Origin of the sequence: Pseudoneobacillus rhizosphaerae (genome assembly GCF_917563885.1) — a bacterium.
Lineage (GTDB): Bacteria > Bacillota > Bacilli > Bacillales > Cytobacillaceae > Pseudoneobacillus > Pseudoneobacillus rhizosphaerae.
The window spans coordinates 122,985-135,338 of record NZ_CAKJTG010000006.1 but is presented as its reverse complement, the minus strand read 5'-3'; the positions used below and the strand labels follow the sequence as shown (position 1 = coordinate 135,338).

General features: G+C 39.5%; 13 protein-coding genes. All 13 read right to left on the bottom strand.

Going from position 1 to position 12,354, the window contains the following annotated elements:
• Positions 1-5: 5 nt before the first annotated feature.
• Positions 6-647 (bottom strand): hypothetical protein, encoded by a 642-nt coding sequence (locus LRP83_RS06680; protein ID WP_230495913.1) that lies wholly within the window; start codon positions 645-647, stop codon positions 6-8.
• Positions 644-1,297 (bottom strand): phosphate propanoyltransferase, encoded by a 654-nt coding sequence (gene pduL / locus LRP83_RS06675; RefSeq protein ID WP_230495912.1) that lies wholly within the window; start codon positions 1,295-1,297, stop codon positions 644-646. Before pduL ends, LRP83_RS06680 begins: the two co-directional genes overlap by 4 nt.
• Before the next feature lie 34 nt (positions 1,298-1,331).
• A complete protein-coding gene (gene eutM / locus LRP83_RS06670) occupies positions 1,332-1,625 on the bottom strand; it encodes an ethanolamine utilization microcompartment protein EutM (RefSeq protein ID WP_230495911.1) in 294 nt (97 codons plus the stop codon).
• Between the two features lie 16 nt (positions 1,626-1,641).
• Positions 1,642-3,171, bottom strand: a complete 1,530-nt coding sequence (locus LRP83_RS06665; protein WP_230496003.1) for an aldehyde dehydrogenase family protein — start codon at positions 3,169-3,171, stop codon at positions 1,642-1,644.
• A 32-nt stretch (positions 3,172-3,203) separates the two neighbouring features.
• Complete coding sequence (gene eutL / locus LRP83_RS06660; protein WP_230495910.1) at positions 3,204-3,851, bottom strand: ethanolamine utilization microcompartment protein EutL; 648 nt, start codon at positions 3,849-3,851, stop codon at positions 3,204-3,206.
• 12 nt (positions 3,852-3,863) lie between these two features.
• Entirely contained in the window at positions 3,864-4,895 is a 1,032-nt protein-coding gene (gene eutC, locus LRP83_RS06655) for an ethanolamine ammonia-lyase subunit EutC (protein WP_230495909.1), read from the bottom strand.
• 13 nt (positions 4,896-4,908) lie between these two features.
• Positions 4,909-6,273, bottom strand: coding sequence for an ethanolamine ammonia-lyase subunit EutB (locus LRP83_RS06650; protein WP_230495908.1), 1,365 nt, complete (start codon positions 6,271-6,273; stop codon positions 4,909-4,911).
• Positions 6,274-6,291: 18 nt separating this feature from the next.
• On the bottom strand, positions 6,292-7,740 hold the full coding sequence (locus LRP83_RS06645) for an ethanolamine ammonia-lyase reactivating factor EutA (protein ID WP_230496002.1): 1,449 nt from the start codon (positions 7,738-7,740) through the stop codon (positions 6,292-6,294).
• A 161-nt stretch (positions 7,741-7,901) separates the two neighbouring features.
• Positions 7,902-8,399 carry a EutP/PduV family microcompartment system protein gene (locus tag LRP83_RS06640; protein ID WP_230495907.1) on the bottom strand — a complete coding sequence of 166 codons (498 nt, stop codon included), beginning with the start codon at positions 8,397-8,399 and terminating at the stop codon, positions 7,902-7,904.
• Between the two features lie 12 nt (positions 8,400-8,411).
• Positions 8,412-8,753, bottom strand: coding sequence for an ethanolamine utilization microcompartment protein EutS (eutS, locus tag LRP83_RS06635; protein WP_230495906.1), 342 nt, complete (start codon positions 8,751-8,753; stop codon positions 8,412-8,414).
• A 31-nt stretch (positions 8,754-8,784) separates the two neighbouring features.
• Entirely contained in the window at positions 8,785-10,041 is a 1,257-nt protein-coding gene (eutH, locus tag LRP83_RS06630; RefSeq protein ID WP_230495905.1) for an ethanolamine utilization protein EutH, read from the bottom strand.
• A gap of 212 nt (positions 10,042-10,253) precedes the next feature.
• A complete protein-coding gene (locus LRP83_RS06625) occupies positions 10,254-10,826 on the bottom strand; it encodes an ANTAR domain-containing response regulator (protein ID WP_230495904.1) in 573 nt (190 codons plus the stop codon).
• On the bottom strand, positions 10,823-12,253 hold the full coding sequence (locus LRP83_RS06620; RefSeq protein ID WP_230495903.1) for a sensor histidine kinase: 1,431 nt from the start codon (positions 12,251-12,253) through the stop codon (positions 10,823-10,825). Before LRP83_RS06620 ends, LRP83_RS06625 begins: the two co-directional genes overlap by 4 nt.
• Positions 12,254-12,354: the final 101 nt, after the last annotated feature.

Here is a 12,354-nt window from a genome sequence, read left to right as displayed (position 1 = left end):
CTTTTTTAGTCTAGAATATGGATTGTAATCCCACGCTCTCGAGCCGCATCTCGTGCTAAAGGGGTAACGATTGTTCCTTGAACAATATCAAGTCTCTTCCCCGTATGTGCCTGTACATCTCTTTGCGTAAGTAAATTTCTTTTCCCTGATGGTAACTCTTTTGAAAATGGAATATGTTCATTCAAAAAAGAATCGATCGTTTCCACCGATACCCCAAACTTCACTAACCGATCCTGATAACTCTTTAACTGCAAGATATATTCTGATTTTGGTTGCTGATCATTATTTACTAGAACGCTATGTAAGTAATCTAGCGGTATTAATGTGACTGGAATATTTTCAAGTAGACAACGAGCTAGCAATTCACTTTCGGAAGTGTCACCTATTCCAAGTGCGCCTTTTACGAATAAGTCCTGGTTTGCCGCTAAAAAGAGAACCCTTTTTGGAAAATGAACTTTCATATCTTCTACTGAATGAACGTTTACGATGTTCCATTTTGAATTAATTTTCTGTTGGTAGATAGGATCTAACCTTGAATAGTCACCTACTACTAAAAGATTAGGTTTATGAAGAGATTGTCTATCAAATGAGGTTAGTTTTGTTAGCACTTCGGCTACGACCTTTTCGATTAATTCACGGTCAATCATAACGTTCCCTCATATTTTATTAGCTTACCTACTGAACCCCGACTGATAGATCCAGCATTGGCTTCATCTGTATCGACATGCATTTCAAGCTTATACCGTGGAGATACACGAATCAAAACCTTGCCAAGTGTTATCGGCCTTTCACCATTCACTTCAATTTTTACATATTCACTATTATCCACGCCAAAAAGAGACGCGTCTTCTGGTGTCATATGAATATGTGCTTGTGCAATGATGAGGCCCTCCTTTTTATAAAGGCTCCCCTTTGGTCCAACAAGTGTAATTGGTGCAGATTCCTTAATATCACCTGATTCACGTAAAGGTGGCTTTAATCCCAGCTTCACAGAATCGGTTTGACTCACTTCCACTTGGGTGATATTACGCGCAGGACCAAGAATGCGCACTTTTTCAAGGCTCCCTCTTGGTCCGACAATCGTAATAGATTCGTTTGCTGCAAATTGACCTGGTTGTGATAAGTCTGCTTTTTTCGTCAGCTCATATCCCTCACCAAATAAGGCTTCCAGGTCGCTTTGGCTTAAATGACAATGTCGAGCAGAAACAGCCATTGGAATGGATCGTTTTGTTGGCTTCATTACCGATAATCGAGAAACGACTTCTTCAACAATCGATTGAATGGCTTGTTGGTCCATGTTTCCTACTCTCCTAACTTAATAAACTATTTTTTTAGCTTAAACTTTCTAATTTTGGTAAAATGCTTTCAATTTCGTTATGAGGACGTGGGATTACATGAACGGACATAAGCTCGCCTAGACGTTGAGCTGCTGCTGCTCCAGCTTCTGTTGCTGCTTTAACTGCACCAACATCACCGCGTACCATAACTGTTACAATTCCGCCACCAACGTGAACCTTACCTACTAAATGTACATTCGCTGCCTTTACCATTGCGTCTGCTGCCTCTATAGATGCTACTAAACCTTTTGTTTCAATCATTCCTAAAGCTGTTACTTCTCTACCCATTTTCATTTCCCCCTAATTAGTTAGTTTGATATTTTTGTAAAACTTGGTTTACCATTTCAGCAATCGCTTTTGCATCTACTTGACTATTGGTTCCTACTTGATTTAGAACCTGGCCAACTATTTGTTCAATATCCGGATTCTTCGTTGTTTCTTTCTTCGTTACTCCACAAGAATCAGTTGGTTTAGGGATGGAAACTTCCTTTATACCATAAGCCATTCTTTTCACATTAATGAGGTGGCGTGCTGACACGTTATCTGAAGTGATATTCCCTCCATATGATCCGCAGCCAAGAGTTAAAGAAGGCATTAATCCTGTTGTCGCTCCAACTGCACCGATGGAAGAGAGTGTATTAACCATCATTCTTGATACAGGCATTTCCAGAACAAAGTCTTTAGCCACTTCATCATCATTTGTATGAAGGGATAAGCTATGTCCTCTGCCACCTAGATTTAATAGCTTCATGCAATATTCTTTTGCTTGCTCGTAACTATCAGCCGTGTATAAAGCAAAGATTGGAGAAAGCTTCTCGATGGAAAAAGGAACATCCTTACCTACTCTAGTTTCCTCGGCAATTAGCACTCTCGTACATGTAGGAACGGTAATCCCTGCCATCTCAGCAATTTTCACTGCACTTTGTCCAACAATATTTGGATTTAATTTACCTTTTTCTGGGCTAATCGTCTTTTCCACTAAAGTTTTTTCTTCAGCGTTAAGGATATAGGCTCCATTATTCTTAAGTTCACGGATGACCATTTGTACAATATTTTTGTCAACAACTAAGGATTGCTCTGTCGCACAAATGGTCCCATTATCAAACGATTTGCTATCGATAATCATGGAAACTGATTTGGCGATGTTTGCTGTTTTTTCGATATAGCATGGAACATTTCCTGGTCCTACACCATAGGCAGGTTTACCTGAGCTATAGGCTGCTCGTACTAATGCTCCGCCTCCGGTTGCTAAAATGAGATTGACATCGCGATGTTTCATTAGTTCGGTTGTCGCAGCCATCGACGGGATTGATAGCCAGTTAATTAATCCTTCTGGCGCCCCAGCACGAACGGCAGCCTCAGCACAGATATTCAATGCCTCTATTGTACATTTCACTGCACGTGGGTGAGGACTAACGACAATGGCATTTCGAGTTTTTAGAGAGATCAATGCTTTAAAAATAGCTGTAGAAGTTGGGTTTGTTGTTGGAATAATACCCGCAACCACTCCATATGGATAGGCGACTTCTGTTATTTTATTAGAACGATCCTCCCGAATGATTCCTACCGTCTTTTCATCTTTAATCGATTCATAAACGGCCATTGAGCCTACTTCGTTTTTCACCTTTTTGTGTTCGACGACACCCATGCCTGTTTCTTCTACTGCCATTTGAGCTAATTCTAGTGATTTAGCAAAGGCAGCTTCAGCGACTTTCTTCACAATTTCATCTACTTGTTCCTGTGAATAGGACATGTATTTTAATTGTGCTTCCTTTGCACGATTTACGGCATCCCGCATTTCCTGCATCGCTTGGAGATCAAGATCGAATTGCATCATAATATACTCCTTTGTTGGTATGACTATATTTATTTTGGATTATTAGCAATATCTAGAATGGCTTGACGGAACGCATCCGCTGCCGCTCGACATGCTGATTGTGAGCCTGTTAAAAGCCCTCCACCAAAGTTTGTTTCAGACGGAGGTCCAAAAAACTTAACAAGTTCCACATCTGCCGCCTTTAATGCGGCATCTAATCCATATACGGCTTCAAGTGGTGGAGCAATCAGATAGGCTAGTGGCTCACCTTGAGGGATTCCTGCTTCCTTTGAAAGATAGGAACCCGTCCTTGAAACAACATGTGCATAGATGGCATGTGTCTTTTCAGGATTGAGAGCCTCAAAAAAGGCATCTCCCTCAGCTGTTTGGAAAACGGCTTCTAGCCCACTTTTTACTTCATCCGGAGATGGACCCGCAATTATGCCAATCATTTCTCCTGATAAAGGACCTGAAGCGTGTGCGGAACCGCCATAAAAGGAGCGTGCATACACCACTTCTACATCTGATCTTTTTGTCGCTTCATCTAAAGCCGTATAGCCGATATCATCAACTGTTGAGGTGAAAATCCCCAAACTGCGTTGATGGGGCTCCAAATTAAATTGTTTAGCCAAATTAGGGTCAACATTCGGAATAACTCGAACAGCTAGTATTTCAGCGTGAATCCGTTCTAAAGTCATATCCCTTACCCCCTAGCTTTCTTTTTGAACTAGCGATACTCCGCTAGCTTCATATTTTAATACTTTCTGGATAACCGTTCCAAGATAGGCGCCAGCCTCGACAGGAGGTATTCCACCTTTATGAATATTAGAAATGACCATTCGATCTGCTTCAATCGTTCCTTTTTTTGGCATATAGCATAAATAAGCACTTAACGATTCGGCACTTACAAGACCAGGACGTTCGCCGATTAGTAATACGACGACTTTGGGCTGTATTAACTCGCCAACATCATCCATCACGGCAACACGACCCTTTTCAATATAAAAAGGAGTTCCTGTATCAAGACCTAAGCTTTGCAGCGATTGTTGAAGAGATAAGAAAACATCCTCTGCATTCTCGTCAACTGCACTTGAGCTTAGCCCATCTGATACGATGATCTGTACAGTTGGTGATTTACGGCATTTTTCTTTGATCATTTGCTTTGCTTCTTCTGAAAGCTTTCGTCCAAGATCAGGTCGTCTAATGTACGTTTCCTTATCCTTCACTAACGTATTGACTTTAAAGAGTTCTAGACGTGTTAAAAGATTCTCTTGAACATCACCGTATACGGCATCTACTGCAGCTGCATGATCAAAGCGGAACTTTAGCCAAGTATTTGTTTTCGGTCTTAATCCAGCTCGACCTACTCCAATACGTGCTGGTGTTTTACTCACAAGATCCTTTAGCTCCTCAGGATTTAAAGGATTATCAATTCCGTGACTAGGATCGATTGCCGCTTTAGTAGAACTTTCTTTCTGATTCGTAGACACTTTTTCTCCTACAGAAGATGCCGAAGTATCATCTGTGTAACTACGGAATTGAACAAGACCTTTTCCGTGATTATTTTCTTGTATGGAGTTCGTATCAGTTACCACTGTTCTAGCGGTAACTGATGGCTCCGTACCCTGAGCATGATTCCAAAATTTCACTGTTGTTGCAGCCGGATTACTTTCCACTTCTTGTTGGGCTTGTATTCTTTCTACTATCATTTTTGTGACTTTTTCAACTAGTTCAGGATTCATTTTTTATCAGCTCCTATCGTGAAAAAATGGTCGGATCGCCAGCAATCTTACTTAGCTTACCGTTTTCAAAAATACCCATTTTTTCAAGCCATTCAGCGAAAATCGGAGATGGGCGTTTATTCATTGTTTGTCTTAAAGTAGCTACATCGTGATAGCTTAATGATTGATAATTTAACATGCAATCATCCCCCATCGGAGTGGCAATAACAAAATTCACTCCTGCTGCTGTTAACAGCACCCCTAGGTCTTCGATATCATTTTGGTCGGCCTTAATATGGTTCGTATAACAAATGTCAACTCCCATTGGCAGGCAATGCATTTTACCCATAAAATGATCCTCTAACCCAGCACGAATGACTTGCTTATTGTTATACAAATATTCAGGACCGATAAAGCCGACAACAGTATTAACGATGTATGGATCATAGTAACGTGCGAATCCGTAATTTCTAGATTCTAGTGTCATTTGATCGATTCCAAAGTGAGCTTCAGCCGATAGTTCAGACCCTTGACCCGTTTCAAAGTATAAGCGTTGAGGTCCTGAGCCTGTCCCTAACCTTTTAGCCATATCGTTTGCTTCCTCAAGCATAGAAGCTGTGATACCAAACGAACGGTTTGCTGCTTCTGTACCCGCAATACTTTGGAAAATCATATCAGCAGGTGCCCCTTGCTCAATGGCCTTCATTTGTGCCGTAACATGAGCTAACACACAGTTTTGTGTTGGAATTTCCCATTCGCTAATAAAATCATGTGTCGCATGAAGTAAGCGCTTGACACTTTCAACTGAATCATCTACAGGATTGATTCCGATGACGGCATCCCCCATCCCGTAAGATAAACCCTCTTTAAGAGAAGCGATCATTCCTTCCACATGGTCAGTCGGATGGTTTGGTTGAAGTCGAGAAGGTAATGTTCCTTTATAACCAATAGTAATATTACATTTTGTTAAAATTTCAATTTTGTTAGCAGCATGAACGAGGTCTAAATTTGACATTAGTTTCGCTACTGCTGCAATCATTTCACTATTTAAACCACGGCTAAGTCTTTTTAAATCTTCACCGGTCGTCGTGTCACTTAAAATATATTCACGTAATTCTGCCACTGACCAGTTCTTGATTGATTGGTAAACTGGATGATTAATCTGACTTTCAATAATGCGTGAAACTTCATCTGTGTCTGGAGGTAGCATTGGATTTTCACGGATATCTGAAAGAGTTAACTGACTAAGAACTTCTTTAGCAGCAATTCGCTCTTGAACAGTTTCAGCTGCTAATCCCGCTAAGCGGTCTCCAGATTTTTCTTCATTTGCTTTAGCAAATAAATCTTTTAAGGAGGTGAATTGATACACCGTTCCTAAATAGTTCGTTTGTAGCTTCATGGAAAAATTCCTCCTTTCTTATTGGTGATGAAACGTTAGCGTTTTGATCACCACTGGAACAACATTTGTTTGTAGTAAGTGACCAATATCGATATAGTCGCCTTGGTCGACACGTATTTGATCAATACAAATGATGCTTTGAGTAGGGTTTTGGACTTGAAGGGTTTGTCCAAGCACCTTTGCATGGTCACTCTCTAATACAATGACAAGTGGTTGCTTAGGATTGGGTTTTGCTTTAATCGAATCCAGAATGCCGCCTGCCAATTGTTGTACATCACGAAATCCTAAATAAGGCAAATTCGTTAAGTATAAAGAGAAATTTTGTCCTTCGCGCTGTGAGTCATATAAATCAACTGCATTTTGGAAGGCGGTTGGCAGCCTTTTCAATCCCTCAAACAGGTTGTTGTCAAAGTCGAATTCATAAACTGGTAAGTTCCGAATGGGTAAATCACTGCTATCAGCATGGATTGTTGCACCACTTATTTCTGTTGTTTGGGTACCTGCGCCTAATACAGTAGCTCTCACTGTTTCCACAGGGTTTATCCATTCCCAAGACGAAAGTTCTTTACTTTCCTTAAGGGAGCGGGCTAACATTTCCCCGATGTCGTCATATTGGGATATTCCAGATGAACGATTCTCGTATCTGTAGATACACTCACCGACTCCGCCAGAAAACATGATCCCATCAATTTTTTCCTTCCAATTTGGTTCATGTCCTAAAATCAGTGGCTGATCAGATGATAAGAGCTCACACTTTAGCATTCTAGCAATCACAGCTGACATATAATCGGTCAACTTTTGAATCACCGCGATATGTCTGTTATCACCTATATTTAGGACGGTACCCCACTGTTGGAACAATTTCTTAATCGGCATTGACACACTCTTAATTTGTTCACCATTGAATTCTATTAATCTACCACCAATATGTAAGGTACATGTACCACAAAGTTTTCCTGATTTATAGACAGCTACATTGGCGGTTCCCCCACCAATATCAATATTCGCGATTACTTTCCCAGTCTTTTTTGAATATTCATAGGCTCCCGAACCTTTAGCAGCAATAATTCCCTCTAAATCAGGTCCTGCTGTGGCAACAAGAAATTCGCCTGCATTATCGGATAATGTGTGGACCATTTCTTGGGCATTTTCTTTTGTTGCTGTTTCTCCCGTAATAATTACGGCACCGGTCCGAATATCGTTAGGCTGAATACCAGCCTTGGCATACTCTTGTTTAACGATATTTTCAACAGCTTTAATATCAATCTTCGTTGCTGTCAGTAAAGGTGTACGGTAAATTGGGCTTCGATACAAAACTTCCTTATTGATAATCTCTATTCGTGGCATATGCATCCCACCAGCCATATTCATAAGAGAAAATTTACTAATGACAATTTTTGTCGTACTTGTACCGATATCTATACCTGCACTTAAAATATCCTCTTTTTGAGGTTCATATCTTTTGATGCTGACCACCTCATATTACAAAATATTTTCAAAATAACGAAAAAGGCACCTCATACGAATCTATCATTTTCATGACAGACTGTATAAGGCGCCTTTGCCTAGTGAATTCATTTGTATACTTTAAATATAGTATACAGTTTTATTTTTGTAAAGGCTTTCAACTAAAAAACGACTACTTCTGCGGAAATGGATTTCGCATACTCCTCCATCTCTTCAATCGTATTGCATTTTACTAAATTACGAATTTCTTGAATACCTTTTCCACTCACTGAGGAGGAAATGACGATTGGACCTCTTGGAATCGCCCTCCTTAATTGACTTATAGCAGCCTCAATATCCGCACAATCGGAATCACTTTTAGTCACAACTCCAATCGGCAATTTATTAAAGCCCTTACTGAATCCAGGAGGGAAAATTGTTTTTTGCTTTGTAGAATCCTGCAAATATAATACATGGGTCACTTCAAGTGCCGTTGCCATAATATTTTTATAAAAAAACGGATTTTCTGTGTATTCGCCCGGTGTATCAACAATCCAGTCAGAGTAGTTGAGAGCTTGAGTTTTAACCGCCTTACCCTTCCGTTCTAGAAGAGCATTGGTTAATGTTGATTTACCAGCACCAATGGAGCCAATTAACATCGCCCTATTTTTCTTCGTCATTAGTAACCTCCATTACGACTTGGTAATTTCTGCTGGGGTGTATCTTAATACTTCAGACAAAAACCGGTTAATTTCTTCCATTGCCATTTGCACCGAGGAAACGCTCCCGATAATCACGAGACTCCCTGTAAAACGGTCAAGAAATCCAATCTGAACATCGGCTGCCTTTGTAGCTAAGTCCCCCGCAATTATTACGGTCTCACTTGGTGTTAACGTTAAAATCCCCATCGCACCTGCTTGCTGAATTCCTAATTTCTCGAACATATCGGGGTCTGGATTGGCTATAAGATGACTTAATGTCACTTGCTTTCCTGGTACGAATTCTTGGATAAATCGTTTTTTCTCTTCACTCATCACAACTGACCTCCTATGGTGACTACCCTATTTATATTGCTTTTTTCATATCTTTCTTTGGCAAATACTCATCCTTACCAATAATGCCTGCTTCGCGGTCCTTTTTTTCTAATTCAAGCGCTTTCGGTACCGATAACCAATAAGCAAGACCAATACCAATCACTCCAGCAGATATTTTCCCGACCAAAATTGGTAAGATTAATGTTGGTTGGAAGTTTGCTGTAAAGGATAAATGGTCTCCAAATAAGAATGCAGCACAGACAGCAAAAGAAATATTAATTACTTTATCTTTTGGTGGCATCGTTTTTACAAGTTTGAACATAGCTAGGATATTAGCAATCGTTGCTACAAGTCCAGCGCTTCCTTCTTTACTAAGACCGATTTTTCGGCCTAGCGCTTCAAGTGGTCCACCTGCATATTTCTGTAATAAATAAACCATTGGGAATGCACCTGCTAGCATGATCCCGATGTAACCAGCGGTTTCAAGTGCCCGGAATTGATCGTCAGCATCCGCCATAATTGGGTGGAAGCCCCAGCTTCCGAATACATTGGAAAATAATCCAGTGAAAATTTCCACAATTGAGAATACAAGAACTAATTTGATTGCAGCGTCCATGATACGTCCAAACCACATAAAGCACTTAATCATAAGGTCAGGTAGGAAATATAATCCAGCCGCAAGTAAGACAACAAATAGTAGAAGCGGACTAAGGTTCAAAATGACTTGTCCATAACCTAATGCAAATTGATATTTTGCTTCTCCCGTTGTAGAAATAAAATCACGAAATTTAGAGCTTGATAGAGTAATAATTGTACTAGAAATAAGTGCGCCAAATGGAATGGTTAGGATCCCTGACATAATACCAAGTGCCATATACTTATGATCACGCTTGTCTAACATGGCAAGTCCCATTGGTATGGAGAACACAATGGTTGCTCCGGCCATAAAGCCAACAATCATGGCCATAATCCAGCCTTCTTGGGTTTGTTTTAATACTTCAGCTAATTGATACCCACCCATATCAGTTGCTAAAATGGCTGTTGCTGCAATTGCTGGATCCGCACCGATAGCGGCAAAAAACGGTCCGCAAACTTTGTCGATAAACCATGAAAGATATGGAATGGATGCCATAATCCCTGCAGCAGGTACGAAAATATGCCCAACTGCATGCAGCCCTTCCATAAATTGTGCTCCTAGACCACTGTCACTATTACGTATCGCTGCAAATGCTCCCAACACAGCACACGTCATGATTATGTAGATAACAATATTACCTACAATCTCCATACAAAAACCCCCTTATTCTATATAATTATATTAAACGGAAAATGAAGCCGCCTTCTAGAACCAAACCTTACCATTTTAGCTAATTGCCTCTTAAATGGAATACTTCCGAAAGATCATATGGTAACTCCCAAAAAAGACAAAAAGGTGCCGTACGGTTTCTTGAATTAAAACCGCAGAGCACCTTTGCCCGGTCTATTCACTTTTTGAAGGCTTTACGAATTATATTTTAAAATAATTTGTTTTGCTACATTTTCCAGTGTAACCTGCTTATTCATACTAAGTTTCCGCAGTTTTTTAAACGCGTCTTCTTCAGAAAGATCCAATTTCTTCATAATAATTCCTTTTGCTTTTTCAATCATTTTTCGATCCAAGAGCTGCTTGTTCATATTTTCGACTTGCTCACGATAAGCCTTTGTATTTTCAGCTTGCCTTAGAGCAATTTCAACAGCTGGAATTAAATTAGCTTCACTAATAGGCTTAACTAAGTAGCCCATAATATTAGCTTGTTTGGCTTTATCAATATATTCTTTTTGACTATATGCCGTTAAGAGCAAAATTGGTATATTACTACTTTTAGAAATGATTTCACTTGCTTTCAAACCATTCAACTTAGGCATCTTGATATCCATAATGATGAGGTCAGGCTTTAACGAAAAAGCTAGTTCAACAGCTTTTTCACCATCACCTGCTTGAGCAATTACCTCGTATCCGGCATCCTCTAGCATCATCGCGACATCTAAACGGACTATGGATTCGTCTTCGACTAAAATAATTCGCTTTTTCATCCATGAACAGCCTCCTTTTCTATCGGGAATTTGACTGAAGCAATTGTCCCCTTTTCGGCTCGTTCAATTTTAAATTGACCAGATAAATCGTGCTCAATCATCATCCTAACAATATCTAACCCCAAGGATGGTTTGGCGTTTAGCGAATAGCCTACACCATTATCTATAACATCTATTACCATTTCAAAATCTTTCTGTTGAAAATGGACTTCGATTGTTCCTTCTGAAGTATGATGAAAGGCATGCTTGACACAATTTTGGATTAACTCATTAATCACTAGAGCAACCGAAACTGCTTTACTAGAATGAATAAGTAGTTGCGGTCCAGAATAGTTCATATGAATCTGCTTATTATCTTGTTCTGCCTCATACACTAACATATTTCCAATCTTTTCTATCAGACTATAAATATCAACTTCATCGACACTTGAACTAGATAGAATGATTTCATACACAGAGGCAATACTGGAGATCCGATTTAAGCTTTCAACAAAGTGCACCTTGCTCTCCTCTGGAAGACCTCTACGCATTTGAAGGCGGAGTAGACTTGCTACGGTTTGCAGGTTGTTTTTTACACGATGATGAATTTCGCGAATAGCGACAGATTTTACAATTAATTCTCTCTCTTTTTCCCTTAATTCCGTAATGTTCTTCAAAATAATGAAAGTACCATTTGGCTTTTCTTGCTGACCTAGCTTGATTTTTTTCACTTGAAAGATTTTTCCGAAAATCTTAACTTCTTCAACAATTAGTTCTTCCGGATTATCAAGGATATCTTTAATACTAGGAAAATAGTGAATAAGATCGTAATAAATGTTACTTTGTCTCTCCCCTATTTCCTCGATTAGGTTCGTAGCAGCAGGGTTGGAATAAATAATCTTTCCACTTGGATCGATAAAGAATAATGCATCCTCAATCACCTCTGGAATAATCGGTTTATTCTCTGTCATTCCAATCAAAATTTCACTTAACGTTTCTGTCGCTTCTGACAACGCTTCCATTTTATTTTGACTTATAAGTTGCTCACTAATATCTTTTTCCATGATTAACGTTCCGATTACACGGTTATGGCTGCCTTTAATGGGAACCACGCTTTGATCAACGGTCTTACCTTCTTGAGTAAGTGCTCGATTAAGAAACATCGGTTTTCCTGTACGTAAGGTAAAAAATACAGACGGTTCGAAGGCCTCGTAGGCAATTTTACCTACTACAGGCTTTTTATAGACGGAATTAGCCGTTGTGGGTGCAGCTTCTGCAACCACTATTGCATGTTTACCTTCTCTTGTTGGACAGTCAATAAATACATTCGCCTTATTTAAGTCAGCGATTAACGGTAAATTAACGACAATCTCTTTGATTTTTTGAACATCTTCATTCAGTAGATTCGTATGAAGGTCACATAATTCTTCCACACGGTTGTTTATCATTTGTTGTAACTCTCCTAAAGTGTTTCGAAAAATGAATGATTATTAGTGTTATTATAGTGTTAACTAATTAACTGTGTCAAATATTTGAATATTTCTGAAAA

Excerpts from the sequence above, each read along its gene's own strand:
- eutS (WP_230495906.1), bottom strand. The coding sequence starts at position 8,753 with ATGAGTGAAGAGAAAAAACGATTTATCCAAGAATTCGTACCAGGAAAG.
- LRP83_RS06680 (WP_230495913.1), bottom strand. The coding sequence starts at position 647 with ATGATTGACCGTGAATTAATCGAAAAGGTCGTAGCCGAAGTGCTAACA.
- eutM (WP_230495911.1), bottom strand. The coding sequence starts at position 1,625 with ATGGGTAGAGAAGTAACAGCTTTAGGAATGATTGAAACAAAAGGTTTA.
- LRP83_RS06650 (WP_230495908.1), bottom strand. The coding sequence starts at position 6,273 with ATGAAGCTACAAACGAACTATTTAGGAACGGTGTATCAATTCACCTCC.
- LRP83_RS06640 (WP_230495907.1), bottom strand. The coding sequence starts at position 8,399 with ATGACGAAGAAAAATAGGGCGATGTTAATTGGCTCCATTGGTGCTGGT.
- pduL (WP_230495912.1), bottom strand. The coding sequence starts at position 1,297 with ATGGACCAACAAGCCATTCAATCGATTGTTGAAGAAGTCGTTTCTCGA.
- LRP83_RS06625 (WP_230495904.1), bottom strand. The coding sequence starts at position 10,826 with ATGAAAAAGCGAATTATTTTAGTCGAAGACGAATCCATAGTCCGTTTA.
- eutL (WP_230495910.1), bottom strand. The coding sequence starts at position 3,851 with ATGACTTTAGAACGGATTCACGCTGAAATACTAGCTGTTCGAGTTATT.
- eutC (WP_230495909.1), bottom strand. The coding sequence starts at position 4,895 with ATGAATCCTGAACTAGTTGAAAAAGTCACAAAAATGATAGTAGAAAGA.
- eutH (WP_230495905.1), bottom strand. The coding sequence starts at position 10,041 with ATGGAGATTGTAGGTAATATTGTTATCTACATAATCATGACGTGTGCT.
- LRP83_RS06620 (WP_230495903.1), bottom strand. The coding sequence starts at position 12,253 with ATGATAAACAACCGTGTGGAAGAATTATGTGACCTTCATACGAATCTA.
- LRP83_RS06665 (WP_230496003.1), bottom strand. The coding sequence starts at position 3,171 with ATGCAATTCGATCTTGATCTCCAAGCGATGCAGGAAATGCGGGATGCC.